At 61.1% G+C, this 25,525-nt stretch carries 20 protein-coding genes and 1 tRNA gene; 14 read left to right on the top strand and 7 right to left on the bottom strand.

The annotated features are described in order from the left end of the window. Positions 1-87: 87 nt before the first annotated feature. The 7 genes from apaG (at position 88) to HU766_RS15965 (ending at position 8,041) form a co-directional block, all read left to right on the top strand. Positions 88-468, top strand: a complete 381-nt coding sequence (gene apaG / locus HU766_RS15995; protein WP_033703052.1) for a Co2+/Mg2+ efflux protein ApaG — start codon at positions 88-90, stop codon at positions 466-468. Then, positions 468-1,334, top strand: a complete 867-nt coding sequence (locus tag HU766_RS15990; RefSeq protein WP_186658702.1) for a symmetrical bis(5'-nucleosyl)-tetraphosphatase — start codon at positions 468-470, stop codon at positions 1,332-1,334. The genes apaG and HU766_RS15990 overlap by 1 nt, the downstream gene beginning before the upstream one ends. 14 nt (positions 1,335-1,348) lie before the next feature. Beyond that, positions 1,349-1,678, top strand: coding sequence for a thiosulfate sulfurtransferase GlpE (gene glpE, locus HU766_RS15985; RefSeq protein WP_047583863.1), 330 nt, complete (start codon positions 1,349-1,351; stop codon positions 1,676-1,678). Between the two features lie 283 nt (positions 1,679-1,961). Further along, positions 1,962-3,884: a PrkA family serine protein kinase gene (locus tag HU766_RS15980; RefSeq protein ID WP_027594382.1), complete on the top strand. Its 1,923-nt coding sequence runs from the start codon at positions 1,962-1,964 to the stop codon at positions 3,882-3,884. Between the two features lie 141 nt (positions 3,885-4,025). Next, positions 4,026-5,297: a YeaH/YhbH family protein gene (locus tag HU766_RS15975; protein WP_033703056.1), complete on the top strand. Its 1,272-nt coding sequence runs from the start codon at positions 4,026-4,028 to the stop codon at positions 5,295-5,297. Continuing rightward, entirely contained in the window at positions 5,294-6,862 is a 1,569-nt protein-coding gene (locus HU766_RS15970) for a SpoVR family protein (RefSeq protein WP_033703057.1), read from the top strand. The genes HU766_RS15975 and HU766_RS15970 overlap by 4 nt, the downstream gene beginning before the upstream one ends. Before the next feature lie 60 nt (positions 6,863-6,922). Then, the gene (locus tag HU766_RS15965) at positions 6,923-8,041 is read left to right on the top strand and encodes a multifunctional CCA addition/repair protein (protein ID WP_186658699.1); all 1,119 of its coding nucleotides are present in this window, start codon (positions 6,923-6,925) and stop codon (positions 8,039-8,041) included. A 56-nt stretch (positions 8,042-8,097) separates the two neighbouring features. Here the strand turns inward: HU766_RS15965 and folK are convergent, their stop codons facing one another. Then, positions 8,098-8,607 carry a 2-amino-4-hydroxy-6-hydroxymethyldihydropteridine diphosphokinase gene (gene folK / locus HU766_RS15960; RefSeq protein WP_186658696.1) on the bottom strand — a complete coding sequence of 170 codons (510 nt, stop codon included), beginning with the start codon at positions 8,605-8,607 and terminating at the stop codon, positions 8,098-8,100. After that, the gene (gene folB, locus HU766_RS15955; protein ID WP_033703061.1) at positions 8,598-8,954 is read right to left on the bottom strand and encodes a dihydroneopterin aldolase; all 357 of its coding nucleotides are present in this window, start codon (positions 8,952-8,954) and stop codon (positions 8,598-8,600) included. The genes folK and folB overlap by 10 nt, the downstream gene beginning before the upstream one ends. Positions 8,955-9,028: 74 nt before the next feature. On the opposite strand from folB, the gene plsY reads away from it, so the two are divergent. After that, entirely contained in the window at positions 9,029-9,598 is a 570-nt protein-coding gene (gene plsY / locus HU766_RS15950; RefSeq protein WP_033703062.1) for a glycerol-3-phosphate 1-O-acyltransferase PlsY, read from the top strand. A gap of 6 nt (positions 9,599-9,604) precedes the next feature. Here plsY and tsaD read toward each other — a convergent pair whose 3' ends face one another. Then, complete coding sequence (gene tsaD, locus HU766_RS15945; protein ID WP_047583864.1) at positions 9,605-10,630, bottom strand: tRNA (adenosine(37)-N6)-threonylcarbamoyltransferase complex transferase subunit TsaD; 1,026 nt, start codon at positions 10,628-10,630, stop codon at positions 9,605-9,607. 204 nt (positions 10,631-10,834) lie between these two features. On the opposite strand from tsaD, the gene rpsU reads away from it, so the two are divergent. The 5 genes from rpsU (at position 10,835) to HU766_RS15920 (ending at position 19,225) form a co-directional block, all read left to right on the top strand. Then, positions 10,835-11,050, top strand: a complete 216-nt coding sequence (gene rpsU / locus HU766_RS15940; RefSeq protein ID WP_003255575.1) for a 30S ribosomal protein S21 — start codon at positions 10,835-10,837, stop codon at positions 11,048-11,050. 310 nt (positions 11,051-11,360) lie between these two features. Then, the gene (gene dnaG / locus HU766_RS15935) at positions 11,361-13,343 is read left to right on the top strand and encodes a DNA primase (RefSeq protein WP_186658693.1); all 1,983 of its coding nucleotides are present in this window, start codon (positions 11,361-11,363) and stop codon (positions 13,341-13,343) included. 67 nt (positions 13,344-13,410) lie between these two features. Then, positions 13,411-15,258, top strand: coding sequence for an RNA polymerase sigma factor RpoD (gene rpoD / locus HU766_RS15930; RefSeq protein ID WP_033703065.1), 1,848 nt, complete (start codon positions 13,411-13,413; stop codon positions 15,256-15,258). Between the two features lie 131 nt (positions 15,259-15,389). After that, entirely contained in the window at positions 15,390-19,133 is a 3,744-nt protein-coding gene (locus HU766_RS15925) for an EAL domain-containing protein (RefSeq protein ID WP_186658690.1), read from the top strand. A 15-nt stretch (positions 19,134-19,148) separates the two neighbouring features. Beyond that, a tRNA-Ile gene (locus tag HU766_RS15920) sits at positions 19,149-19,225 on the top strand. An 86-nt stretch (positions 19,226-19,311) separates the two neighbouring features. Here the strand turns inward: HU766_RS15920 and HU766_RS15915 are convergent. The 4 genes from HU766_RS15915 to HU766_RS15900 all read right to left on the bottom strand — a co-directional run bounded on the left by HU766_RS15915 (position 19,312) and on the right by HU766_RS15900 (position 24,859). Next, positions 19,312-20,604, bottom strand: coding sequence for a carbohydrate porin (locus tag HU766_RS15915; RefSeq protein ID WP_186658687.1), 1,293 nt, complete (start codon positions 20,602-20,604; stop codon positions 19,312-19,314). Positions 20,605-20,721: 117 nt separating this feature from the next. Further along, on the bottom strand, positions 20,722-23,154 hold the full coding sequence (locus HU766_RS15910; RefSeq protein ID WP_186658756.1) for a membrane-bound PQQ-dependent dehydrogenase, glucose/quinate/shikimate family: 2,433 nt from the start codon (positions 23,152-23,154) through the stop codon (positions 20,722-20,724). 350 nt (positions 23,155-23,504) lie between these two features. After that, positions 23,505-24,176 carry a hypothetical protein gene (locus HU766_RS15905; protein ID WP_033703068.1) on the bottom strand — a complete coding sequence of 224 codons (672 nt, stop codon included), beginning with the start codon at positions 24,174-24,176 and terminating at the stop codon, positions 23,505-23,507. Positions 24,177-24,304: 128 nt separating this feature from the next. Next, positions 24,305-24,859: a serine acetyltransferase gene (locus HU766_RS15900; protein WP_186658684.1), complete on the bottom strand. Its 555-nt coding sequence runs from the start codon at positions 24,857-24,859 to the stop codon at positions 24,305-24,307. 114 nt (positions 24,860-24,973) lie between these two features. Between HU766_RS15900 and HU766_RS15895 the strand changes: the two genes are divergently transcribed. After that, entirely contained in the window at positions 24,974-25,435 is a 462-nt protein-coding gene (locus tag HU766_RS15895) for an Lrp/AsnC family transcriptional regulator (RefSeq protein ID WP_033703070.1), read from the top strand. Positions 25,436-25,525 lie beyond the last annotated feature (90 nt).

Genomic DNA, 25,525 nt, shown 5'->3' with positions numbered 1-25,525 from the left:
CATGCCTGCCCGCGACCACACCGCTGGCCCTCCCCCCCGCCAATGGCCTAGACTGCATTATTGCGTCAGTTCGCCCAAGGCCTTTGCATGTCCGATCCCCGCTATCAGATCGACGTCAGCGTCGTGACCCGCTACCTCAAAGAACAATCCGACCCCGAAAACAGTCGTTTCGCTTTCGCCTACACCATTACCGTGCAGAACAACGGCTCGGTCACGGCCAAGTTGCTGTCCCGACACTGGCTGATCACCAACGGTGATGGCGAAGTCGAGGAAGTGCGCGGCGCCGGCGTGGTCGGCCAGCAACCGAACATCGACCCGGGCCAGAGCCATACCTACAGCAGTGGCGCGGTCATCAGCACCCGCGTCGGCACCATGCAGGGCAGCTACCAGATGTTCGCCGAAGACGGTAAACGCTTCGATGCCCAGATCGCGCCCTTCCGCCTAGCGGTACCCGGAGCCCTGCACTGATGGCGACCTACGCCGTCGGTGACCTGCAAGGCTGCCTGCAACCGCTCAAATGCCTGCTCGAACGCGTGCGCTTCAACCCCGCCGTCGACCGCCTCTGGTTGGTCGGTGACCTGGTCAACCGCGGCCCCGAGTCGCTGGAAACCCTGCGTTACCTTTACTCGATCCGTGACTCGCTGGTGTGCGTGCTGGGCAACCATGACCTGCACCTGCTGGCCGCCTGGCACAACGTCGAACGCCTGAAAAAGAGCGACACCCTGGGCGCAATCCTCGAAGCGCCAGACGCCGACCTGCTGTTCGACTGGCTGCGCCGGCAAAAACTGCTGCATTACGACGAGCCCCGCGGTATCGCCATGGTACATGCCGGCATACCGCCACAGTGGACCCTGGGCCGAGCCCTTGAGCTTGCCGCCGAAGTCGAGGAAGTGCTGCGGGACGACGGGCGCCTCAAGCTCTACCTCGATGGCATGTACGGCAACGAGCCGAACAAGTGGAGCAAGAACCTCACAGGTATCGAGCGCCTGCGGGTGATCACCAACTACCTCACGCGCATGCGCTTCTGCACCCCCGAGGGCAAGCTCGACCTCAAGAGCAAGGAAGGCTTGGGCGCAGCCCCCAAAGGCTACAAGCCCTGGTTTGCGCACAAGGACCGCCGCTCGCGGCATGTGAAGATCATCTTCGGCCACTGGGCCGCCCTTGAAGGGCGCGTCGACGAGCCCGGCATCATCGCCCTGGACACCGGTTGCGTGTGGGGCGGTGCCATGACCCTCTATAACGTCGACAGCGGTGAATACCATCGCTGCGACTGCGCCGACGACGGCACCGTACGCACGCCGGCACAACCCACTAGACTCAACGATCAGCCCTGAAGGAAACCGTACCCATGAGCGAATTCAAGCGCATCCCTCCCGAGCAGGCCCTGGCCCTGCGCGCGCAAGGTGCGGTAGTGGTCGATATTCGCGACCCACAGGCTTTTGCCGCCGGCCACATCAGCGGCGCCACCCACCTGGATAACCATTCGGTCGCCGATTTCATCCGCAATGCCGACCTCGATGCACCGACCCTGGTGGTCTGCTACCACGGCAATTCCAGCCAGAGCGCCGCCGCCTACCTGGCCGGCCAGGGCTTCTCGGAGGTGTACAGCGTCGATGGCGGCTTTGAGCTGTGGCGCGCCACCTACCCGGGCGAGACTGCCCAAGGCGCTGCTGAATAATTTTTTCATTTTTACTGCAGCCCGCGCCCTATGCGGGCTTGCGGCTCACCTGACGAACGGTCGCGAGCAACTTCTCGGCCTCGCGCCCTTGACCTTGCGTATTACCAACTATCCTTAAGCCCAGGCCATCCAAAAAAGGGGAGAGCCGGTACACCGGCGTGCGGGTCATCGGTAGCGTTTCAAGGGTGTTCTGGGGGGTATACAGCAATCGGCGAACCCGGTTGCATGCCAGCATCAGCTGACTGATCCGGCGTCGTCTCCACGTATCGAGCGAGGTGACGTCATGAGCATTTTTAGCCACTTCCAACAACGTTTCGAGTCCACCCGCCAGGAAGAACTTTCGCTGCAGGAGTACCTCGAGCTGTGCAAGCAGGATCGCAGCGCCTACGCTTCGGCGGCAGAACGGCTGTTGCTGGCCATCGGCGAACCGGAGCTTGTCGACACCTCCAACAATTCCAGGCTTTCGCGGATCTTCTCGAACAAGGTCATTCGGCGCTATCCGGCCTTTGAAGACTTCCATGGCATGGAAGAATGCATCGACCAGATCGTTTCGTACTTCCGCCACGCGGCGCAGGGCCTGGAAGAGAAGAAGCAAATCCTCTACCTGCTGGGCCCGGTAGGCGGCGGCAAGTCGTCGCTGGCCGAGAAGCTCAAGCAGCTGATGGAGAAAGTGCCCTTCTACGCCATCAAGGGCTCGCCTGTATTCGAATCACCACTGGGTTTGTTCAACGCCACCGAAGATGGGGCCATTCTCGAGGAAGAGTTTGGGATCCCACGGCGCTACCTGAACACCATCATGTCGCCCTGGGCCACCAAGCGCCTGCAGGAGTTCGGCGGCGATATCTCCAAGTTCAAGGTGGTCAAACTCTACCCCTCGATCCTTAACCAGATCGCCATCGCCAAGACCGAACCCGGCGATGAGAACAACCAGGACATTTCTGCCCTGGTGGGCAAGGTGGACATCCGCAAACTCGAGGAATACCCACAGAACGACGCCGACGCCTACAGCTATTCGGGTGCGCTGTGCCGGGCCAACCAGGGCCTGATGGAATTCGTCGAGATGTTCAAGGCGCCGATCAAGGTCCTGCACCCCCTGCTGACGGCGACCCAGGAAGGTAACTACAACAGTACCGAGGGGCTGGGGGCGATCCCCTACACCGGCATCCTGCTGGCCCACTCCAACGAATCGGAGTGGCACACCTTCCGCAACAACAAAAACAACGAAGCGTTCATCGACCGGATCTACATCGTCAAGGTGCCCTACTGCCTGCGCGTCAGTGACGAAATCAAGATCTACGACAAACTGCTGGTCAACAGCTCGCTGGCCAAGGCCCATTGCGCGCCCGACACCCTCAAGATGCTGGCCCAGTTCACCGTGCTCTCGCGCCTCAAGGAGCCCGAAAACTCCAACATCTATTCGAAGATGCGTGTCTACGACGGTGAAAACCTCAAGGACACCGATCCTAAGGCCAAGTCGATCCAGGAATACCGGGACTCGGCAGGCGTCGACGAGGGCATGAACGGCCTGTCGACCCGCTTCGCCTTCAAGATCCTGTCCAAGGTCTTCAACTTCGACCCGCACGAGATCGCAGCCAACCCGGTTCACCTGCTGTATGTGCTCGAACAGCAGATCGAACAGGAACAGTTCCCGGCCGAAGTGCGCGAACGCTACCTGCGCTACCTGAAGGAATACCTGGCACCGCGCTACATCGAGTTCATCGGCAAGGAGATCCAGACCGCCTACCTCGAGTCTTACAGCGAGTACGGCCAGAACATCTTCGACCGCTATGTGCTGTACGCCGACTTCTGGATTCAGGACCAGGAATACCGCGACCCGGAAACCGGCGAGATCCTCAACCGTATTGCCCTCAACGAAGAACTGGAGAAGATCGAGAAGCCTGCCGGCATCAGCAACCCGAAAGACTTCCGCAACGAGATCGTCAACTTCGTACTGCGCGCACGCGCCAACAACAACGGCAAGAACCCGAGCTGGCTGAGCTATGAAAAACTGCGGGTGGTGATCGAGAAGAAAATGTTCTCCAACACCGAAGACCTGCTGCCGGTCATCAGCTTCAATGCCAAGGCCAGCAAGGAAGACCAGAAGAAACACAACGACTTCGTCACCCGGATGGTGGAGCGTGGTTACACCGACAAGCAGGTGCGCTTGCTGTCGGAATGGTACCTGCGGGTCAGGAAATCGCAATAAAGCGGCAAGCTTCTAGCCGCAAGCTGCAAGCTGCCCGGCGTCGGCGCTTCTGTCTACGCCACAGCTTGCAGCCGCGGTGGCTGCTCTTTCTTGCAGCTTGAAGCTCGTGGCTTGTAGCTGCATCCAGTCACCGGAGGGACCATGAGCTACGTAATCGACCGACGCCTGAACGGCAAGAACAAGAGCACGGTCAACCGCCAGCGTTTTCTGCGGCGCTACCGTGAGCACATCAAAAAGGCCGTCGAAGAGGCCGTGAGCCGCCGCTCCATCATGGACATGGAGCATGGCGAGCAGATCAGCATTCCGGGACGGGACATCGATGAACCGGTGTTGCACCACGGTCGTGGCGGCAAGCAGACCATCGTGCACCCTGGCAACAAGGAATTCACCGCCGGCGAACACATCCCCAGGCCCCAGGGTGGCGGCGGCGGCGGTGGCCGCGGCAAGGCCGGCAACTCTGGCGAGGGCATGGATGAGTTCGTCTTCCAGATCACCCAGGAAGAGTTTCTCGAATTCATGTTCGAAGACCTCGAACTGCCCAACCTGGTCAAACGCCACCTGACCGGTGCCGACACCTTCAAGACTGTACGTGCCGGTATTGCTAACGAAGGCAACCCATCACGCATCAACATCGTTCGCACCCTGCGTTCGGCCCATGCCCGGCGTATTGCCCTGACCGGCAGCAGCCGTGCCTTGTTGCGCGAAGCGCAGAAAGAACTCGACCGCCTGAAGGTCGAGGAACCTGACAACTTCACCGACATCCAGGAAGTCGAGCAAGAAATCGAACGGCTCAAGGCACGCATCAACCGCCTGCCCTTCCTCGACACCTTCGACCTCAAGTACAACCTGCTGGTCAAGCAGCCCAACCCCAGTTCGAAAGCGGTGATGTTCTGCCTGATGGACGTCTCCGGCTCCATGACCCAGGCCACCAAGGACATCGCCAAGCGCTTCTTCATCCTCCTGTACCTGTTCCTCAAGCGTAATTACGACCGCATCGAAGTGGTCTTCATCCGCCATCACACCAGTGCGCGGGAAGTGGACGAGGAAGAGTTCTTCTATTCGCGGGAGACCGGCGGCACCATCGTCTCCAGCGCGCTCAAGCTGATGCAGGAAATCATGGCCGAGCGCTACCCGGCCAGTGACTGGAACATCTATGCCGCCCAGGCCTCCGACGGCGACAACTGGAACGACGACTCGCCGATCTGCCGCGAGATCCTCTCCAAGCAGATCATGCCGCACGTGCAGTACTACACTTACGTCGAGATCACCCCCCGTGAGCATCAGGCGCTGTGGTACGAGTACGAGCGAATCGGCGAAGGCTTTCCCGACACGTTCGCCCAGCAGCAGTTGGTATCGGCCGGCGACATCTACCCGGTCTTCCGTGAACTCTTCCAGCGCAGGTTAGCCACATGACCGCCAGAGCTCAGAAACGCCAACCTATTTCCACCGGGTCCGAATGGACGTTCGACCTGATCCAGACCTACGACCGGGAAATCAGCCGCCTGGCCGAGCGTTACGCCCTGGACACCTATCCCAACCAGATCGAAGTGATTACCGCCGAACAGATGATGGATGCCTATGCCTCGGTAGGCATGCCGCTGGGCTACCACCACTGGTCCTATGGCAAGCAGTTCCTCAGTACCGAAAAGTCCTACAGTAGGGGCCAGATGGGCCTGGCGTACGAGATCGTGATCAACTCCGACCCGTGCATCGCCTACCTGATGGAAGAAAACACCATGTGCATGCAGGCACTGGTGATCGCCCATGCCTGCTATGGCCACAACAGCTTTTTCAAGGGCAACTACCTGTTCCGCACCTGGACCGATGCCAGTTCGATCATCGACTACCTGGTGTTTGCCAAGCAGTACATCGCCCAGTGTGAAGAGCGCCACGGCATCGATGCCGTCGAAGACCTCATCGACTCCTGCCACGCGCTGATGAATTACGGTGTCGACCGCTACAAGCGCCCCTACCCCATTTCTGCCGAGGAGGAGCGGCGCCGGCAGAAGGAGCGTGAAGAGCACCTGCAACGGCAGATCAACGACCTGTGGCGCACCATCCCCAAGGGCGCGGAGAAGGGTGGTGAGCGTGATGATGCGCGCTTCCCCGCCGAACCTCAGGAAAACATCCTGTACTTCATCGAAAAGCACGCCCCCCTGCTCGAACCCTGGCAGCGCGAAGTGGTGCGCATCGTGCGCAAGATAGCGCAGTACTTCTATCCGCAGCGCCAGACCCAGGTGATGAACGAAGGGTGGGCCACCTTCTGGCACTACACGCTGATGAACGACCTGTACGACGAGGGCCTGGTCACCGACGGTTTCATCATGGAGTTCCTGCAGTCGCACACCAGCGTGGTGTTCCAGCCAGGTTTCGACAGCCCGTACTACAACGGCATCAACCCCTATGCACTCGGCTTTGCGATGTACACCGACATCCGCCGCATCTGCGAAAACCCAACCGAAGAAGATCGCCACTGGTTCCCCGACATTGCCGGCAGCGACTGGCTCTCGACCATCAAGTTCGCCATGAGCAGCTTCAAGGACGAGAGCTTCATCCTGCAGTACCTGTCGCCCAAGGTGATCCGCGACCTCAAGCTGTTCAGCATTCTTGACGACGACCAGCGTGATGACCTGCTGGTACCCGCTATCCATGACGAGGCAGGGTACCGGTTCATCCGCGAACAACTGGCGGCCCAATACAACCTGGGCAACCGTGAACCCAACGTACAGATCTGGAGCATCGACCGCCGCGGCGACCGCTCGCTGACCCTGCGCCACCAACAACACAACCGCAAACCGCTGGGCGACTCGACCGAGGAAGTGCTCAAGCACCTGCACCGCCTGTGGGGCTTCGACATTCACCTGGAGACCGTACAAGGCGACCAGGTCATGAAGACCCATCACATGCCTCCGCGCGGTGAGCATGGCGAAAGCGCCGACTATGGCCGCATGGACCTGGCCGTCATCCACCACCTCTAGCAGCGACGCCCCCGCATAACTGCCAACAGGTTATCCTGTGGGCAGTTATGGAGGCTGTACATGCACATCTACAAAGTTGGCGGCGCCGTGCGCGACCGCTTGCTCGGGCGCCCCGTCAGCGACATCGACTGGCTGGTGGTTGGCGCCACCGTCGAACAGATGCAGGCCCTGGGCTACTGCCCGGTAGGCGCTGATTTCCCGGTGTTCATTCACCCCCGAAGCGGTGAGGAATACGCCCTGGCGCGCACCGAGCGCAAAAGTGGCCGTGGCTATGGCGGGTTTACCTTCCATGCCAGCCCCGACGTCACCCTCGAAGAAGACCTGATCCGCCGCGACCTGACCATCAATGCGATGGCGGAGGACGACGACGGCACGCTTTACGACCCCTATCACGGCAAAGAGGACCTCGAAAGGCGCCTTTTACGCCACGTATCCCCCGCGTTCGCCGAAGACCCCCTGCGGGTACTCAGGGTTGCCCGCTTTGCCGCACGCTACGCGCCACTGGGCTTCAAGGTGGCTGACGAAACCCTGGCGCTGATGCGTCAGATCAGTGCCTCTGGCGAACTGCAGGCGCTCACCGCCGAACGCAGCTGGAAAGAGATCGAGCGCGCGCTGATGGAGCCGCAACCCCAGGTGTTCTTCGAGGTCTTGCGCGCTTGCGATGCCTTGCAGGCACTGTTGCCAGAGCTTGAGGATAGCCCCCACGCCTTGGCGGGCCTGGAGCAGGCCGCGCAGCATGATCAACCACTGCATGTGCGCTGGGCTTGCCTGCTGCGCGAGCTGCAGCCAGCAACGATCAAGGCGGTCAGCCAGCGCTTCAAGGCGCCGCGAGACTGCCAGGAGCTGGCCATACTGGTGGGTGAGTGCCTGTCTCAATGCAACCAGGCCCTTGAGTTGCCGCCCACGGCATTGCTGGAGCTGTTGCAGAAGTTCGATGTGTATCGGCGGCCACAGCGTTTCGACGACTTCATCAGCGCCTGCGAGATGGATGCGCGCGCGCGCCAGGGCAATCTGGCTTATCCACAGGCTGACTACCTGCGAGGGGCAGCGGCGGCGGCAAGGGCTGTGGATGTGAAGCCGCTGGTGCAGGCTGGGCTGACCGGGCAGGCGTTGGGCGAGTCGCTTAAAGGTGAGCGGTTAAAGGCGCTGACGGCCTACAAAGGCGCTGCAGAAGGCTGATTTCGCGATTGCCGGGCACCGCGAAGAGGCCCGGCAAGGCACCGAAAGGGCAAGGCTCAGGCCGGCGTCAGCTGCAACCCTCGCCACTCGAAGGCGACCGGGGCCAGCACCTGATCAATCCGCGCCTCCTGCCACACCTGCGCCATGGGCTTGCCCACCCCAGGGTGCACCAGCTCGGGCGCCAAGAGCGACAATGGCCACAACACGAACGCGTTTTTCAGAATCTCGGCCCGCGGCAGCACCAACCCATCGAACGTGCCGTGCAGGTCGTCATACATCAACACGTCGATATCCAGCGGCAGCCCTTTGCGCTCGGGCGCGTAGCGGCCGTTGTCGGCTTCGATGAACTTGAGCCGGCGGTCCAGCTCCAACAGTGGCAGATCGGTCTTGCCGGTCACCACGAAGTTGATGAACGGGCCACTCTTGATACCCACCGCCTGGCTCTCGAACGCCGGCGAACAACGCATGTCGGTGAGGATGCCCGCCAAGGCATCGAGACCCGCGCACAGGTGCGCCTCGCGGTCGATGTTGCTGCCCAGGCCCAGATAAACCGTGTTCAGAGACATCCGCGCTCGATCTCCACGCCAACACCGCCACGGGCAGCGGGGACCGCGCCTGGCTTGGTCAGTTTCAGCCGCACCCACGGGATCTGGAATTCTTCCATCAGCACCGCGACCAGGCGCTCGGCGAAGGTTTCCACCAGTTCGAAGCGCGCCTGCTCGGAAAATGCCTGGATACGCGCCGAAACACTGGCGTAGTCCAGCGCCAGGCTGAGATCGTCGCCGGCCGCTGCCGGGCGGTTATCCCAGGCGAAACTCAGGTCCAGGCGCAAGCACTGGCGAATATCCCGCTCCCAGTCATAGGCACCGATGACGGTATCGACTTCCAGGCCTTCGATGAACACTCTGTCCAAGCACTTCTCTCCACAGCACGACAAGGGCGACTGGCGCCGTTAGAATCAGGGCGTCCTCGCCCGGAATAGTTAGCATGTTTTGGTTATTGGCGCTGCTCGCCTACCTGCTCGGCTCGCTGTCCTTCGCCATCGTCCTCAGCCGCCTGTTCGGTAGCCCGGACCCCCGTTCCAGCGGTTCGGGCAATGCCGGGGCCACCAACATGCTACGCCTGGCAGGCCGCAAGCTGGCGATCCTGACCCTGCTTGGCGACCTGTGCAAGGGCTTGTTGCCAGTATTGCTCGCCCGCCTTGCCGGGCTCGACCTGCACGCACAGGCCTGGGTTGGCGTATGCGCGGTGCTGGGCCACCTGTTCCCGCTGTACTTTCGCTTCCAGGGCGGCAAGGGCGTGGCGACTGCCGCCGGCCTGCTCATGGCCCTGTACTTCCCAGCCGCACTGCTGGCCATCGCCGCCTGGCTACTGACCTTCTACCTCACCCGCACCAGCTCGCTGGCGGCGCTGATCGCCACGCCGCTGACCCTGCCCCTGCTCGCCTGGCGCGAGCCAGAGGCCTTGCTACCGATCAGCGTACTCACGGTGATGATCGTCTGGCGTCATCGCAACAACCTGCGCGACCTGTTCGCCGGGCGCGAACGCCACTTCTGACACCTTTCAGACCGGCGGTAACTGCTCCATCGGCCAACGCGCCTGCACACTGATCGCCAGGTCCTGCTGCTGCCCCGCCAACAGGCGCTGGCAGCCGGCATAGGCGATCATGGCGCCGTTGTCGGTGCAGAACTGCGGGCGCGCGTAGTACACGTTGCCCTTCATGCTGCCCAGCATGTCCTCGAGGGACGCGCGCAAAGCCTTGTTGGCGCTGACGCCACCGGCGATCACCAGCCGCTTCAGGCCAGTCTGCTTCAGGGCCCGCTTGCACTTGATGGTCAAAGTCTCCACCACCGCCTGCTGGAATGCCAGGGACACGTCGCAACGGGTTTGCTCACCGTCGTCGCCAGCATCGCGGCATTGCTGCCAGGTGTTCAGGGCGAACGTCTTGAGGCCGCTGAAACTGAATTCCAGGCCTGGGCGATCGGTCATCGGCCGCGGGAAGACAAAGCGCCCCGGTACGCCCTGCTCGGCCAGCCGGGCGATTTCAGGGCCGCCTGGGTAGTTCAGGCCGATCAGCTTGGCGGTTTTGTCGAAGGCCTCACCGGCCGCGTCATCCAGGCTCTCGCCCAACAGTTGGTAATGGCCGATGCCATCGACCCGTACCAGCTGGGTATGGCCGCCCGACACCAACAAAGCGACGAACGGGAATTCGGGTGGGGTTTCTTCCAGCATGGGCGCCAGAAGATGGCCTTCCATGTGGTGCACACCAATGGCCGGAATGTCCCAGGCAAACGCCAGCGCCTGGGCGCAGGAAGCCCCGACCAGCAACGCGCCGACCAGCCCAGGACCCGCGGTGTAGGCGATGGCGTCGATCTCGGTGGCCACGCAGCCAGCCTCGTCCAGCACCTGGCGGATCAGCGGCAGCATGCGCTTGACGTGATCGCGTGAGGCAAGCTCGGGGACCACACCGCCGAACACGCGGTGCAGGTCGATCTGGCTGAACAGCGCGTCGGCCAACAAGCCGCGTTCGCTGTCATATAATGCGACGCCAGTTTCGTCGCAGGATGTTTCCAATCCCAGTACTAGCATGGGTTCGTCCCTTGTGGGGGCTGAATTCGAAGCCGCGCATGATAGTCGCCGTGTCGGGTGCCGACCAGCGGTTTTCGATCAGAGGCTTTGCATTCCGGCCAGCTAAGGGTTAACATCCGCAACCCTTGAAAACCGACGTTCTCCAGCACACCTTTGTTTTGCCAGGAGCACGTCTACCCCGGTAATGAATTAAGGTAGCCCTGGATGCCAGCCGTCAAAGTTAAAGAGAACGAACCCTTCGACGTAGCTCTGCGTCGTTTCAAGCGCTCCTGCGAAAAAGCCGGTGTACTGGCTGAAGTTCGTAGCCGCGAGTTTTACGAGAAGCCGACCGCAGAGCGTAAGCGTAAAGCAGCTGCCGCTGTTAAGCGTCACGCCAAGAAAGTTCAGCGCGAACAGCGCCGCGCCGTTCGTCTGTACTAATACAGACGTTCTACGCAAAGCTTCTGCCCTGCCCGGCTCACCGCCGGGCCGATGGCAGCGGTTGCTACACAATTGCTTCAAACTTGGGCAGCTAGCTCAAGGCCCCTACGCACTCGCGTCATGCGAACTGCAGCAGGGCAACCTGCCTGAAACGTCAGAGCTGGTCCTTGACCAGGCGTGCACGTCCTGTCTGACGAGCCTTCATTGGCTGGCGACGAGCACATACCTCCCTCGCACTTCCCCTTGCAGCATTCGCCCCAACCGGCGCGTGAGCGATTAGACTTGCCAGTTGCCAGATGACGAGACTGCCATGGCCGGGCTGATTCCCCAGAGTTTCATTGACGACCTTATCAACCGCCTCGACATTGTCGACGTGGTGAGTTCGCGCGTCCAGCTGAAAAAAACCGGCAAGAACTACTCCGCCTGCTGCCCGTTCCACAAGGAAAAAACCCCTTCCTTCACGGTCAGCCCCGACAAGCAGTTCTACTACTGCTTCGGCTGCGGCGCCGGCGGCAACGCCCTTGGCTTCGTCATGGACCACGACAACCTGGACTTCCCCCAGGCAGTCGAGGAGCTGGCCCGTGCCGCCGGCATGGAAGTGCCACGCGAGGAAGGCCGGCGCGCGCAGAAGCCACGCCAGCCGACAGATTCGCCGCTGTACCCGCTACTGGATGCTGCCACCGAATTCTATCGCCAGGCCCTGCGCAGCCACCCGACCCGCAAGGCGGCGGTGGATTACCTCAAGGGGCGCGGCCTGTCCGGTGAGATTGCCCGCGACTTCGGCCTGGGCTTTGCCCCGCCAGGCTGGGACAACCTGCTCAAGCACCTGGGCGCCGACAGCCTGCAGCAAAAGGTGATGATCGACGCCGGCCTGCTGATCGAGAACGCCGAGAGCGGCAAGCGCTATGACCGCTTCCGCGACCGTGTGATGTTCCCGATCCGCGACAGCCGTGGCCGGGTGATCGCCTTCGGTGGCCGCGTGCTGGGGGACGACAAGCCCAAGTACCTCAACTCCCCGGAAACCCCGGTTTTCCACAAGGGCCAAGAGCTCTACGGGCTTTACGAGGCACGCAAGCACAACCGCAACCTCGATGAAATCATTGTCGTCGAGGGCTACATGGACGTTATCGCACTGGCCCAGCAAGGCCTGCGCAATGCCGTCGCCACCCTCGGCACCGCCACCAGCGAAGAACACCTCAAGCGCCTGTTCCGTGTGGTGCCCAGCGTATTGTTCTGTTTTGACGGCGACCAAGCCGGGCGCAAAGCCGCCTGGCGCGCACTGGAGTCGACCCTGTCGGCGCTGCAGGACGGCCGCCGCGCACGCTTTTTGTTCCTGCCCGAAGGCGAAGACCCGGACAGCCTGGTGCGCGCCGAAGGCACCGACGCCTTCATGGCACGCATCAACCAGCACGCCCAGCCACTGGCGGATTACTTTTTCGAGCAATTGAGCATTGAGGCCGACCCGCGCTCGCTGGAAGGCAAAGCGCATCTGGCCACCCTGGCTGCACCGCTGGTCGAAAAAATCCCGGGCGCCAACCTGCGCCAGCTGATGCGTAACCGCCTGAAAGAAATTACCGGCCTCGACCCGCAGCAAGTAGAGCAACTGGCCCAACAGCCGGCTGCCAACAGCAGCGTACCGGACTACGACCCGGGCTATGACTACGACGCCATGGCCAGCTACACCCCGGACTTCGGCGACATGCCGCAGCACGACTACGCCCCGGCGCAGCAAGAGCAGCAATGGAAGCCGAACAAGGGTGGCGGCAAGAAACCGTGGAGCGACAAGCCCTGGGACAAAAACCGCAAAGGCGGCAAGCCCTGGCAGCAACGCGATGAGGCGCCACCGCGCACGCCAGCCCCCGTGGAGCCGCCTACGCTGGCCGCCCTGCGCACCCTGCTGCACCACCCGCTGCTGGCCGGAAAGGTGGAAGATGCCAGCCACTTCGCCGACGAAGAGCACCTCTACAGCCAGTTGCTGGTGGCATTGATCGAAGCCGCGCAGAAGAATCCTGGGCTAAGCTCAATGCAGCTGATTGCACGCTGGCACGGCACCGAACAGGGCCGTTTACTGCGGGCATTGGCTGAGAAGGAATGGCTGATCGTGGCCGACAACCTTGAACAACAGTTTTTCGACACTATAACTAGCTTGTCCGCCCGCCAACGCGAGCGCAGCCTGGAACATCTGCTCAGGAAAGCACGTCAAAGCGAGTTGAGCAGTGAGGAAAAATCTCAGCTTCTCGCCCTGCTTAGCAGGAATGTTCCCGCACAAACGCCGACCTCATCTGGCGCGTGAGGCCCATGCTCGGGTATAATCCTCGGCTTGTTTTTTGCCCGCCAAGACCTTCAGTGGATAGGGTGTTATGTCCGGAAAAGCGCAACAGCAGTCTCGTATCAAAGAGTTGATCACCCGCGGTCGTGAGCAGGGCTACCTGACTTACGCGGAGGTCAACGACCACCTGCCTGAGGATATTTCAGATCCTGAACAGGTGGAAGACATCATCCGCATGATCAACGACATGGGGATCAACGTATTCGAGAGTGCTCCGGATGCGGATGCCCTTCTGTTGGCGGAAGCCGACACCGACGAAGCCGCGGCCGAAGAAGCCGCTGCTGCGTTGGCGGCAGTTGAAACCGATATCGGCCGCACGACCGACCCGGTGCGCATGTACATGCGTGAAATGGGTACTGTCGAGCTGCTGACCCGCGAAGGCGAGATCGAAATCGCCAAGCGTATCGAGGAAGGCATCCGTGAAGTCATGGGCGCCATCGCTCACTTCCCGGGTACTGTCGACTACATTCTCAGCGAATACGATCGTGTCACCACCGAAGGTGGCCGTCTGTCCGATGTGCTCAGCGGTTACATCGACCCTGATGACAACATCGCTGCCCCGACCGAAGAAGTGCCTGTTCCAGGCGCCAAGGCCGCGGCTACCAAGGAAGAAACAGACGACGAAGAAGAAAGCGAAGAGAGCGATGACGAGGAAGAGGCCGAAAGTGGCCCGGACCCCGTCGTAGCAGCTCAGCGTTTCGGTGCCGTTGCCGATCAGCTTCAAGTCACCAACAAGGTGCTGAAGAAGAGCGGTCGCAGCGCCAAGGAAAGCATCGCGGCCCTTCAGGCCCTGGCTGACCTGTTCATGCCGATCAAGCTGGTACCCAAGCAGTTCGAGGTACTGGTCGAGCGCGTGCGTGATGCACTGAGCCGCCTGCGTCAGCAAGAACGCGCCATCATGCAACTGTGCGTCCGTGACGCCCGCATGCCGCGTGCCGACTTCCTGCGCATGTTCCCAAGCAACGAAACCGACCAGACCTGGAGCGGTGACCTGGCCAAGCGTAGCACCAAGTGGGCTGCCGCCCTGGGTGAAAAAGACGCTGCCATCGTCGCTTGCCAACAGAAGCTGATCGACCTTGAGACCGAGACTGGCCTGACCGTCGCCGAGATCAAGGAAATCAACCGTCGCATGTCGATCGGTGAAGCCAAGGCCCGCCGCGCCAAGAAAGAAATGGTCGAGGCGAACCTGCGTCTGGTGATCTCCATCGCCAAGAAGTACACCAACCGTGGCCTGCAGTTCCTCGATCTGATCCAGGAAGGCAACATCGGCTTGATGAAAGCGGTGGACAAGTTCGAATACCGTCGCGGCTACAAGTTCTCGACATATGCCACCTGGTGGATTCGCCAGGCGATCACCCGCTCGATCGCCGACCAGGCGCGCACCATCCGTATTCCGGTGCACATGATCGAGACGATCAACAAGCTCAACCGTATTTCCCGGCAGATGTTGCAGGAAATGGGTCGTGAACCGACCCCGGAAGAGCTGGGCGAGCGCATGGAAATGCCTGAGGACAAGATCCGCAAGGTACTGAAGATCGCCAAAGAGCCGATCTCCATGGAAACCCCGATCGGTGACGACGAAGACTCGCACCTGGGCGACTTCATCGAGGACTCGACCATGCAGTCCCCGATCGATGTAGCCACGGTCGAAAGCCTCAAGGAAGCCACCCGCGACGTGCTCTCGGGCCTGACCGCCCGCGAAGCCAAAGTGCTGCGTATGCGCTTCGGCATCGACATGAACACCGACCACACCCTCGAAGAGGTGGGCAAGCAGTTCGACGTGACCCGTGAACGGATCCGTCAGATCGAGGCGAAGGCGTTGCGCAAATTGCGCCACCCAACTCGCAGCGAGCATCTGCGCTCCTTCCTCGACGAGTGATGACAAACCCCGGCCCAGGCCGGGGTTTTTCTTTTACGGCCCCGGCTGCAACACAATGCCCGACTTCCGCCCCACATCCCCCTGAATGCCGGTCTACACTCGTCGTCAGACACTCTGATCGCGAGGCCGCTATGCCCCTGATGCCGGCCATCCTGTTGCTGCTCCTGATTCTGTGGACCACAACGGCCGGCGCCCTGACCCTGACAGACGAGGAAAAAGCCTGGCTGGCTGCCCACCCGCAGTTGAGCCTGGGCGTAGACGCCTCTTGGCCACCGTTCGAGTTTCGCGACCAGGAGGGCCGGTACCAGGGATTGGCCGCCGACTACATCGCCATGATCCAGGAACGCCTGGGTGTGACGCTAAAACCGGTCGAGCCAAAGAGCTGGACCGAGGTATTGGCGCAAGTGCGCGATGGCAAGCTCGACCTGCTCCCCGGCATCATGTCGACCCCAGAGCGTCAGGGTTATCTGGCCTTCACCCGCCCCTACCTCGACTTCCCCATTGTCATCCTTGCCCACAAAGGCGGTGCACAACCCCGTTCATTGAAAGACCTGTACGGCCTGAAAATCGCCGTGGTCGAGGATTACGCCCCACACGAACTACTGCGCACCCACCACCCGGACCTCAACCTGGTGGCCATGCCCAATGTCAGTTCAACGCTGCAAGCCCTGGCCACAGACGAGGTCGATGCCGTAGTCGGCGACCTCGCCTCGAGCATCTGGAGCTTGCGCCAGCTCAAGCTCGACGGCCTCTACGTCAGCGGCGAAACGCCCTACCGCTACCAGCTGGCCATGGCCGCACCGCGGGATAACAAAGTGCTGGTGGGCATTCTCGATAAGGTCATGGCCGACATGACCAGCGCCGAAGTCAGCCATATTCAGCAGCGCTGGGTCGGCAACGTGGTGGACCAGCGCATGTTCTGGTCCGACATGCTCATCTATGGCTTGCCTGCAGTGCTGCTACTGGTGGCGATTCTCGCAGTAGTCATTCGTATCAACCGTCGGCTCAGCTCGGAAATTTCCCGTCGCATCGCCCTGGAACAAGAACTGCGCAGCAGCGAGTATCACTACCGCGGCCTGGTCGAAAGCCTGTCGGCAATCGCTTGGGAGGCGGACGCCAACGACTTTACCTACAGCTATGTCTCGCCCCACGCCGAGGACCTGCTCGGCTACCCGCTGCATGATTGGCTCAAACAGGGCTTCTGGCGCAGCATCCTGCACCCCGAGGACGCGCTCTGGGCCCAGGCCTACTGCGACAGCGAGACCGCCGCCAGGCGTGATCACAGCCTCGACTACCGGGTGATCCGCGCCGATGGCCAACCGCTCTGGGTGCGCAACATCGTCAGCCTGATCGAGCATGGGCATCGGCCGGTGATGCGCGGGCTGATGATCGACATCAGCGAGACCAAACGCACCGAGGATGCCCTGCGCCTGTCGGAGCAGAAATTCGCCTCGGTGTTCCAGCAGTGCCCGGACATCCTGCTGATCGCCCGCCACAGCGACGGCTGCCTGCTGGAGGTCAACGAGGCCTTCGAGGAGCAGATCGGCCTGACCCCGGGCCAAGTCATCGGCCGCACCGCCACCGAGCTGGACCTGTGGGCCGTAGAAGGCAGCGGCCCACGTTTGCTCGAACGCCTGCACCAAGGCGGCATCCGCAACCTCGAAATGAGCTTCCGGCGCAGCAACGGCCAGCTGTTCACGGGCCTGACCTCGGCAGAAACCTTCGAACTCGATGGCACCCCGGCGCTGGTGGTGGCCGTGCGCGACATCAGCCAGCTCAAGGAAACCCAGGAGCAACTGCAAACCTCGGAAGAGAAGTTCGCCAAGGCGTTCCACGCCTCGCCCGATGGCCTGCTGCTGTCACGCCAGAGTGATGGGCTGCTGATTGAAGTGAACGAGGGCTTCTGCCGCCTCACCGGCTATGACCTGAACCCGAGCATCGACCAGACCTCCCTCGACCTCGGCATCTGGGTTGACCTGAACGAACGCAAGCGCCTGGTCGACCAACTCAAGCGTGATGGCTTCGTGCGAGATTTCAGCTGCCACATCCGCCGCAGCGATGGGCAGATCCGCCTGTGCGAGCTGTCTGCCCGGCCCCTGCCGATCGGCGGTGTCGACTGCATGCTGACCATCGCCCGCGATATCACCGAGCGCCACCTGATGCAGGAAAAACTGCAACTGGCCGCTACCGTGTTCGAGAACACCGCCGAGGGCGTGCTGATCACCGATATCGACCAGCGCATCAGCGCGGTCAACCGCGCCTTCAGCGAAATCACGGGCTACAGCGAGATCGAAGCGCTCGGCCAGACCCCACGCCTGCTTGCCTCTGGCCAGCACGACAGCGCCTTCTATGCCGCCATGTGGCACCAACTGACCGCCGAGGGCCATTGGCAGGGCGAGATCTACAACAGGCGCAAGAATGGCGAGTTCTACCCTGGCTGGCTGACCATCAGCGCGGTGCGCAACAGCGAGCATGAAATCACCCACTTCGTCGCCGTGTTCGCCGACATCTCCAGCCTCAAGCACGCCCAGGCCAAGCTCGACTACCAGGCCCACCACGACCCACTGACCGGCCTGCCCAACCGCGCGTTGTTCGAGAATCGCCTGCAGGCGGTGCTCACCTGCGCCCAGGTCTCCAACCGCCAGGGCGCGGTCCTGTTCCTCGACCTCGACCGCTTCAAGCACATCAACGACAGCCTTGGCCACCCGGTCGGCGACCTGTTGCTCAAGGGTATCGCCCAGCGCCTGAAAGAGCAGGTGCGTGACGTCGACACCGTGGCCCGCCTGGGCGGTGACGAGTTCATCATCCTTCTGCCCGGCCTGCACAGGCCCAGCGACGCCAACAGCATCGCCGGCAAGTTGCTGGCCTGCTTCAGCGCGCCGTTCCAGGCCGGCGAGCACGAGTTCTTCACCAGCGCCAGCATCGGCATCAGCCTGTACCCCCAGGACGGCAGCGACGTCTCGACGCTGATTCGCAATGCCGACGCTGCCATGTACCGCTCCAAGGCCAAAGGCCGCAACCGTGTAGAAGCCTACACCCGCGACCTCACCGCCCAGGCCAGCGAACGCATCGCCCTCGAACATGAGTTGCGCCGCGCCGTCGAGCGCAACGAGATGAGCCTGTGCTTCCAGCCCAAGCTCAGCCTCAAGACCCAGAGCCTGGTCGGTGCCGAAGCGCTGATCCGCTGGAGCCACCCGACCTTTGGCGAGGTGCCGCCAGAGCATTTCATTCACCTGGCAGAAGAGAACGGCACCATTCTTCAGTTGGGCGACTGGGTGCTGGAGCAGGCCTGCCGGCAGATGCACCTCTGGAAGATGCACTACGAAGACTTCGGCCCCCTGTCGATCAACCTGGCCGGCGCCCAACTGCGTCACCCGCACCTGGCGCGGCGCATCGAACAGTTGCTCAAGACCTATCAACTGAAGGCGGGTGACCTGCAGTTGGAGATCACCGAGAACTTCATCATGAGCCAGGCCGAGGAAGCCCTGGCCGTGCTGCACCAGTTGAAAAAACTGGGCGTGCAATTGGCCATCGACGATTTCGGCACCGGCTATTCGTCGCTCAGCTACCTCAAACGCCTGCCGCTGGACATCCTCAAGATCGACAAGTCGTTCATCCGCGGCCTGCCCGAGGACCCCCACGACGCCGCCATCGCCCGCGCAATCATTGCCCTGGGCCGCAGCATGCAGTTCACCATCATTGCCGAAGGCGTGGAGAACCAGGCCCAACAGCGCTTCCTGGCCGCCGAAGGCTGCGAGCAGATCCAGGGCTACATCGTAAGCCTGCCCCTGCCGGCGGAGGAATTCGCTGCGGCGTTTCTTCGTATAGCACTAACCGATCTTTCGGATGGCACCCTTTCAAAACCCTCGTTATAATCCGGCCACCTCTGAGGGCCTATAGCTCAGTTGGTTAGAGCAGAGGACTCATAATCCTTTGGTCCACGGTTCGAGTCCGTGTGGGCCCACCAAACTCAAAGCCGCGCACTGCGCGGCTTTCTGCTTTTCGGGTTTTTCGCACCCGTATCAGTCCTAGGTTGGGTCCGAAGGTTGACGATTAAAACGTCATCTTCACCTGCAACCCAGCCGCTAGCGCATTGCCTCTTTGCTTGCCAAAGAAAGCCCCAGGTTCGATGTAGTACTGCACGTCCGGGCGCAGCAGTAGCCACGGTGTTACTTGCGCACCGTAGTTGAGTTCCAGTACTTGCTCCCCGCTATCGAGCCCGGTAATGACGGCAGCGTCTTCTGGGTAGGCTGCAGCAGCTTCCTGCACACCCCGCGTGCGCGGGTTGATAACGGCGCGGCCATAGCCAAAGGAAATGGAGTCTTGCGGGCGGCTGGCAAACGGCTTTTGTTTAACCAGACCCAGCGAGTACCAGCGGCGCATTGGCGAAGTCGCGGCGTTGCTGGTGGCTGCTTGCCCGAACAACCTCAGCACACTGGCCGGGTCTTGCTCGTCGCGCCAGATCGCCTGATCCACCAGCAGGTAAGCGCCAGTACGGCTGCTGCTTTTGCCGGTGCCGCCAATCTTGGCGTAATCGGACGTGTCGTAGTACCAGCCAACTTTGTATTGGCCATTGAGAAATGCACGGTTATTGATGATCGCCTCCAGCGGCAAGATAGCGCCCGTCGTGCCGTTGCTGGGCATAGCGAACGCTTTGGAGACGCGCGCGTTGTACCCCGGGTTGACCTGGAACAGTGCCGTTTGCAGCGTCAGCGACGGGTTGACGTCATAGCGCAACTCGCCCCCCCAATGTGCGGTCGGGTAGTTGCCCCAGCCACTGCCGCTGGACATGGTCAGCGGATGCGCACAAAAGCCTGCACTGACAAAGTTGGCCAGGATCGGCATGCCGCCGAAATCGGTGCCCATGACCATGTAACCGAGCTTGGTGGACAGGTCGGGCGAGAACAGCGTGCGCTGGTAACTCAACTCGGTCAGCCGCGTATATTCGCCCCCGTAGACCTCTTGCGCGGACATGCGGTTGCCAATCAGGTCTTCGGTGGCGCTGTGGCCGCGACGATCGTTGAGCAGTACTTGCACGCGCCCGGCATCTGGGGTGTCGAGCAGTTTGCTCAAATCAAACTGAGCGCCCAAACGTATCTGTTGTGCATAGCGAGTACCGCGTTTGATACCGCCATGCAGGTTGGAAATGGTTTCCGAGGTGTAGTCGCCCGTCAGCTTGATACCCTGGTCTTCCAGCCTCTGACGCTGCCCGCCCCAGTTACCGGTGAGTGTAGGTTGGGTCATCAGGTGGGCAGTATCGGCCAATGCGCAGGGCAGTGGCAGAAGGCAAAGCGATAAACCGCTGCACAGGCTGCCGGCCAGCACGGCGCGGAGGGGTAATGACATTTTGCGCGGGTTCCTTGCTTGAGAAGTCGTTGAACAGTTCTGGCTTTTGCGTGATGGGCTGACTGGCGGGAAAAAAAATCCCCGCGAGCGGGGATTTTTCGTAGTGCACCAGAGCCGTTACGGCTTGCTGCCGTCAGGCAATGCGTAAGCGATGATGTAATCGCCCACATCTGGCGAGTGGCTCATGCCGCCAGCGGAAATCACCACATACTGCTTGCCGGTCGTGGGGGACTTGTAGATCAGCGGCGCTGCTACGGCACCTACTGGCAAGCGGGCCTTCCACACTTCTTTGCCGGTTGCCGAGTCGAGCCCACGCAGGTAGTAGTCCTGGGTGCCCGCGAAGAACACCAGGCCGGATGCCGTCGAAGTAGGGCCGCCGAGTGTCGGCATACCCAAAGGGATCTGCAGGTGCGTCTTGATGCCCAGTGGGCCGGTATCCTGAACCGTGCCCAGTGGCACCTGCCACACCAGTTTCTGGGTGTTGAGGTCAATCGCGCTCATGCTGCCAAACGGTGGCGTATTGCACGGTACGCCCAGCGGCGACTGGAGGATGTCGATCTTCACACCGCCATAGATGCCCGCGACCTGCGGCCGAATAGTGCCCATGAAGCCAGGCACCTCATCGGTCGACACTTTGTACTTGCGGGTGTTTTCCTGGGTTACCAACGACATGCGCAGTGGCATGCGCATGTCGTTGACGAACATCATGCCGGTGTTTTCATCAATAGAAATGCCACCCCAGTTCATGCCACCCAACAGCCCTGGCCATTCGATGTACGGCTTTTCAGAGGGCGGTGTGAACGGGCCGACATACACCGAGTCCTTGAACATGATCCGGCAGTAGAGCTGGTCGAAAGTGGACACACCCCACATCGATTGCTCGGTCAGCGGGTCCGCGCCAATGACGGGCATACCCGCCGAGTACGGCTGGGTCGGTGACAGGTGTTCGCCTTCTGCGGCCGGTGAAGTGGGAACAGGGCGCTCCTGAACTTCAGTGACCGGCTGGCCAGTGCGGCGATCCAGCACGAAGATATGGCCGGTCTTGGTGGTCTGGATCAGCACCGGGGTCTTGGTGCCTTGGGCGTTTTTCATCTCGTACAGCACGGGTTGCGAAGGCAGGTCGTAGTCCCAGACATCATGATGGACAGTCTGGAAAACCCACTTGGCCTTACCCGTCGATGCATCGACCGCGACAATGGCTGTGCCGAACTTTTCTTTCACCTGGTTACGGTCGCCACCCCAATAGTCAGGTGGGCCATTGCCGGTAGGCAGGTAGACCAGATTCAGTTCTTTGTCGTAGGTGGGAATGGTCCATACGTTAGGTGTTTCAAGCGCGAACTGATGGTCAGCCGCCGCAGTGTCGGTGCCCTCAGGCGCACCGACATCCCAGGCCCATACCAACGAACCGCTCAGCACATCGAATGCACGCACGGCACCAGAAGGCTCGCCGGCCACGATGTCACGTACCCAGCCACCCACCACCGTGAGGTGGCCCATGACCACAGGCAGAGACGTCGGGTGGTAGCGCTTGCTGTTTTCCGTTGGCCCCATGCCCTTCTTGAGGTCAACGTAACCGTCCTCGCCGAAGTTGGGGCAAAGGGTGCCGGTGTGTGCATCCAGGGCAAACAGCCGGGCATCGACCGACGATACCAGGATGCGCTGGCGGCATTGCTGCTCGCTGGCGTGAGAGGCTTTTACCTCGGCGCTGAGGCTGTCGTCCCGGTCGATGTCGTAATAGCCCACGCCACGGCAGGTCACGTGCTCTTCGCTTTTGGCGTGAGGGTCGAACTTCCAGAGAGGTTTGCCGGTATCGCCATCAAGCGCGGTGATCAGGTTTTCCGGCGTGCACGAGTACAGGACGTTGCCGATCTGCAATGGCGTGTTCTCGTCGACACCCGCACCTGGGCCGCTGGTTCTGCGGCCGGTCCGGTAGGTCCAGGCAACTTGCAGGTCCTTGACGTTTTCCGGGGTGATTTGCGTGTAGGGCGCGAAGCGCGTGCCCGAGGCGCTGCGCCCGAAGAACTCCCAGTTTTCCGGGGCTGTGGAGGCAGCGTCTGGGGTTGTCAGGCTACCTGCTGCGATGGGGTTCGAGATGCCGCCATGTGGGAAGAAGGCGGCGATGAACGTGGCGATCAATGCCAGCAACAGGGCAAACCCGGAGCGATTGGCGGTTCGGCGTGTGCGCGAAGAGGTAGTGGGCAGTGCAGCGCCCACCCACAGGCTCAGGGTCAGGATGATGGCCGGGACCACCAGACGCGGCAGCAGTGGCCAGTAACTAAGTTGCCCCACTTCGTAAAATGCCCAGGCGCAGGTGGCCAGGAATATCAGGATCGAAAGTACAATACTGATACGCTTGCGCAAGCACACGGCTACGGCCAGCACGGCGTAGGCAAGCCCCGCCAGCAGGTAGTAACTTGACCCGCCCAGTGCCAATAGTTTGCAACCGCCGTAAATCAAACCCAGCGCCACACACATTACAAGTAGCGCAAATAGCAATCGAGCGGCACTGCTTAACGAGCGCCTCCCCGCGTTGGAACACGTGTCATCCATCATGGTTGTGTAAGCTCTGTGGGTATATGCATGGTTGTTCCATCAGGGCGCAAGCACGCCGCCAGAGAAGTCAGGCTGCGCAGCCTGCCAGTAGCAAGAATCGCCAAGATCATCAGCGTTGGATGAGAGGTCAGTTATTCAGGCAGGCCGCTAGAAAGGCCCTGTTGGCACGAAACTTTGTAAAACGAACAATTATTCAACGTCAGCAACCTGAATACCGAGGTTTGACGTTGCTTAAAGGATAAGTCCGACTATCGCCAGGATAAACCAACGCGTCTGCAACAGCTTTTATACGAACCTGTAACAATGACAAAGCCGCGCCATCGCGCGGCTTTGTCATTTCAACTTGGTCAGGCTTTGCAGATCAAGATTGCATCTTCGATACGGCAGCTTTCCTGTTTACCGTCATACCCCCAATGAATGGAGGGGAGCGGGCCGCTTGCCACAGAACTGCCATCCTCGTTGAACACTTCAATAACCGCGTTCCACAAACTTGTGCGAGGTGTTTCGCTGCCGGGGTCCAGGCATAACAAGTGAGTGATCTGGAAATCACCCTCGTTTTCATAACCCTGATAACCGACCACCATCATCCAGTGGCCACTGCCACCAGGCCAGCGCACCCCGATAATCGGGGCAGACATGCAGTCGATTGAATCCTGGACCTGTTGAACAATGTCTTTTTTACTGCCGGTAACGTACTCAGCGCCCACCCCCACACCACTGAAGCACTCGACCAGCCTCAGCATGTCCTTGTGGTCGGTGCCTTCTGAAACCAGTGCGCCCAAACTACGTATTTCGGAACGAAAACGCCCTTCGCGGCTGTTGCCATGCCAGAGATACATGTTCCTGGCTTCGCCATAACCCATGACGCCCAGGGTAATCAGGGCCATCACCACACTGTATGGGCCACACGCACCGTCCAGTCCACCTTGGCGCAAATGCACCAACTGACCGCCACGAGCATAGGTCAGCGGCCCATCCGGTGAGACCATCAACCAGGGGCTGACTGTCATCTTGTTCATAGCGCGAATCCTTGCATGACGTGAGGTTAAATCGCAGTGAGCGGGGCGGCGGAAGATATCAATCGGCCACCATTCCGTCCACGCAGATCAACCGGCCGGCAGGTTTGCTGAAGATCAACGACCAAGGATTACAGGGTGGTTCCGCGCATTTCTGCTTGGCGGGGGTTGTAGAACGTGGTGTCAGCCGGAATATCGCGCATCACCAGCGACATGGCCCCAATCACCACGTTATCGCCAATGCTGATCCGGTCGGCAACAATGCAGCTGTTGGCGCCCAAGCTGACGTTATCGCCAATGCGCAGCGCATACGCCTGCAGCCCAAGGGTCTTGATGCCAATCGAGCAATTCTGCCGAATGAAGAAATTGCGCCCGATGCTCACGTGACGGGTAATCACCACGCCAGGCAGGTGGGCGATGCGCAGCCCGGGCGCGATCTGTGCGCCGATGTCGATGTCCACGGCATACTTCAGATTAAGCCGCTGCTGCATGCGCTTGGCGTGCCGCCGGGCCAGGCCGCCTCGTGCATCCAGATACTGGGCCAGGCGGAAGGCGAAGAGAAAGCGCAGCTTGTTGTCCTTGCGGGCGCGGCGCAGCACGTTGAACAGCAGGCTGATACGGCGCCCGGGCTTTTTCTTGTTGGAGACTTCCAGTCGCCAGCATTCGAGCAGGTTTGCGAGGTTCATGGCGTGGCTCCACTGCGTACGGCCTGCCATGATGCCGAAAGAAAGCCAACGACGCAGCCTTGCCCTGGCGGCCACTGGCTGGCTAGGCTAGCGGGCCCACTGTAGAGACTTGCCATGTCGGATGCCCGCCCCATCACGCTGGATGAAATCGATCGCCAGCTGATCGCCCTGCTGCAGATCAATGCCCGCGAAAGCGTTGCCACCCTCGCCCGCCTGCTCGGTATTGCGCGCACCACGGTCAACTCGCGCCTGGAGCGGCTGGAGAAGAACAAGGTGATCTCAGGCTACGGCGTGCGCCTTGGCCAGCACGTGATCGGGGGTGGTTTGCAGGCGTATGTCGGGATCAAGGTGCAGCCCCGCTCCGGCAAGGAAGTGGTGCGGCGCTTGAGTGCCATGGGGCAGGTGCAGCAATTGTGCGCGGTGAGTGGCGAATTCGATTATGTGGCCTGGCTGCGGACCGATTCGCCAGAACAACTGGACCAGATGCTCGACCAGATCGGCAGTGTCGACGGGGTGGAAAAAACCACTACGTCGATCATCTTGAGCAGCAAGGTCGACCGCGGGCAGCCGCTCTGAAGTGGCTGGCGATCAGGCTTACTGACTGGCGAGTAATGCCTCCTAAACCGTGGATTCTCCCGCCACGTTGACCTGACTCGTCACAATGAC

Origin of the sequence: Pseudomonas sp. SWRI77 (assembly GCF_014269105.1) — a bacterium.
Taxonomy (GTDB): Bacteria; Pseudomonadota; Gammaproteobacteria; order Pseudomonadales; family Pseudomonadaceae; genus Aquipseudomonas; species Aquipseudomonas capeferrum.
Note: the sequence above shows the minus strand (reverse complement) of the source record. Positions and strands in the feature narration are given on the sequence as shown.

Bases quoted from the DNA above. Each gene is read 5' to 3' on its own strand.
- apaG (WP_033703052.1), top strand. From the start codon at position 88: ATGTCCGATCCCCGCTATCAGATCGACGTCAGCGTCGTGACCCGCTAC.
- HU766_RS15990 (WP_186658702.1), top strand. From the start codon at position 468: ATGGCGACCTACGCCGTCGGTGACCTGCAAGGCTGCCTGCAACCGCTC.
- glpE (WP_047583863.1), top strand. From the start codon at position 1,349: ATGAGCGAATTCAAGCGCATCCCTCCCGAGCAGGCCCTGGCCCTGCGC.
- HU766_RS15980 (WP_027594382.1), top strand. From the start codon at position 1,962: ATGAGCATTTTTAGCCACTTCCAACAACGTTTCGAGTCCACCCGCCAG.
- HU766_RS15975 (WP_033703056.1), top strand. From the start codon at position 4,026: ATGAGCTACGTAATCGACCGACGCCTGAACGGCAAGAACAAGAGCACG.
- HU766_RS15970 (WP_033703057.1), top strand. From the start codon at position 5,294: ATGACCGCCAGAGCTCAGAAACGCCAACCTATTTCCACCGGGTCCGAA.
- HU766_RS15965 (WP_186658699.1), top strand. From the start codon at position 6,923: ATGCACATCTACAAAGTTGGCGGCGCCGTGCGCGACCGCTTGCTCGGG.
- folK (WP_186658696.1), bottom strand. From the start codon at position 8,607: ATGTCTCTGAACACGGTTTATCTGGGCCTGGGCAGCAACATCGACCGC.
- plsY (WP_033703062.1), top strand. From the start codon at position 9,029: ATGTTTTGGTTATTGGCGCTGCTCGCCTACCTGCTCGGCTCGCTGTCC.
- tsaD (WP_047583864.1), bottom strand. From the start codon at position 10,630: ATGCTAGTACTGGGATTGGAAACATCCTGCGACGAAACTGGCGTCGCA.
- rpsU (WP_003255575.1), top strand. From the start codon at position 10,835: ATGCCAGCCGTCAAAGTTAAAGAGAACGAACCCTTCGACGTAGCTCTG.
- dnaG (WP_186658693.1), top strand. From the start codon at position 11,361: ATGGCCGGGCTGATTCCCCAGAGTTTCATTGACGACCTTATCAACCGC.
- rpoD (WP_033703065.1), top strand. From the start codon at position 13,411: ATGTCCGGAAAAGCGCAACAGCAGTCTCGTATCAAAGAGTTGATCACC.
- HU766_RS15925 (WP_186658690.1), top strand. From the start codon at position 15,390: ATGCCCCTGATGCCGGCCATCCTGTTGCTGCTCCTGATTCTGTGGACC.
- HU766_RS15915 (WP_186658687.1), bottom strand. From the start codon at position 20,604: ATGTCATTACCCCTCCGCGCCGTGCTGGCCGGCAGCCTGTGCAGCGGT.
- HU766_RS15910 (WP_186658756.1), bottom strand. From the start codon at position 23,154: ATGGATGACACGTGTTCCAACGCGGGGAGGCGCTCGTTAAGCAGTGCC.
- HU766_RS15905 (WP_033703068.1), bottom strand. From the start codon at position 24,176: ATGAACAAGATGACAGTCAGCCCCTGGTTGATGGTCTCACCGGATGGG.
- HU766_RS15900 (WP_186658684.1), bottom strand. From the start codon at position 24,859: ATGAACCTCGCAAACCTGCTCGAATGCTGGCGACTGGAAGTCTCCAAC.
- HU766_RS15895 (WP_033703070.1), top strand. From the start codon at position 24,974: ATGTCGGATGCCCGCCCCATCACGCTGGATGAAATCGATCGCCAGCTG.